This window comes from Pseudomonas putida, from assembly GCF_028682475.1.
GTDB classification, from domain to species: domain Bacteria; phylum Pseudomonadota; class Gammaproteobacteria; order Pseudomonadales; family Pseudomonadaceae; genus Aquipseudomonas; species Aquipseudomonas putida_AG.
In genome coordinates, this window is sequence record NZ_JANHLE010000077.1 from 1 (window position 1) to 1147 (window position 1147).

Annotated in this window: 1 protein-coding gene and 1 pseudogene; both read right to left on the bottom strand. The window is 48.2% G+C overall.

All coding sequences use genetic code 11. The features are described from left to right. Window positions 1–591 (bottom strand): hypothetical protein (locus NPS47_RS25175; RefSeq protein ID WP_274297423.1); only part of this gene is annotated, 591 nt, incomplete at its 3' end. Between the two features lie 8 nt (window positions 592–599). Beyond that, window positions 600–1147 (bottom strand): annotated as a pseudogene (locus NPS47_RS25180) (T6SS effector BTH_I2691 family protein); the annotation flags it as partial.

Here is a 1147-nt window from a genome sequence, read left to right on the forward strand (position 1 = left end):
CTTTAAATCTACAACCTCTCTATTTGTTGCGATAGCCAATTGCGTGAAATCTTTCCACTCATATACCAAATGATGATACTGAGTGTGCATTTCTCGATAATTTTTTGAGTACGCCATCGAGAGGTACGTCAATCCCAGACCTCCAGGCCCTATCAACGCACCGAGCAAAAAATACGGGTCAATGGTAGCCATGAAAATGAAAACAATCGCCGTTATCCCTGCAAGCCACTTCAAAAATGTCAGAGCCCACTTGGGGAAATCTTTCCATTCACAGCATTCCACCCCGGACTTAGTAAAGCGATAAGCAAAATTCATTCGCTGATGGGTCATAGTAGAGATTACGGACGCGCATATTACGTAAAAACATATACTCACCAATAACTTTGAAAAAGAAGGCTCATCCGACGCTGGAGTTGAGTACAGAAAATACGCCCACCCCATTATTACGACTAGCATAAACGCAAACATACCATTCGCCACAAACGTATTGTAGTTACGCGCCCGGATCGTCCAAGCCATTAATTCAGGTTCATGCGCAAATTTCCACTCAAGCTGCGGCGGCAGTTCAAGGGGCTTATTAAGATTTAACATTATAGTGCTCAACGACCGTTTGAATTGGGGACGGCTAACTTAAGTAGCTCAGTGCTTTGGTGCGTCAGCACGATGCCATCTTTTTCTATCAGTTCACTGCCAGGTGTACTGTTGACTCGATCAGCCTCGTTTGCTGACCATTCCAGCGCCAGTCGGAACATGTAGCCGTAGCCGTCTGACCGCTGCCGCACGTCGCGCGGGTATTTAATCTCCAACTCAAGGATCGGATTGTCCGCTGGGCTGTCAATCCAGACTTGCCAAAGACGGTGTTGATCTTTCTGGGTGTAAGTGAAATCCGCTGGACGAAGGTTATATACGGGTCCGCCGGGCAACTCTCCGAGCAGCTTCGGATCGACCCAGTTGCCATCAAGAAACTGGTCGTAAAAGTTATTCTCAGTGGCATACAGCCGATCTTTAGAAAAATAGCGCTGCTCGACGATTGCCGGTTGCAAGGTCAGCTCTTTACCCGCCAACGCTGCGGGCAGCTGGATTTGTACCCAGAACCCCAGAGGCTTTCTCGGGGTGCTGCCACCACCGTAATACAGCGTTCTTCCCA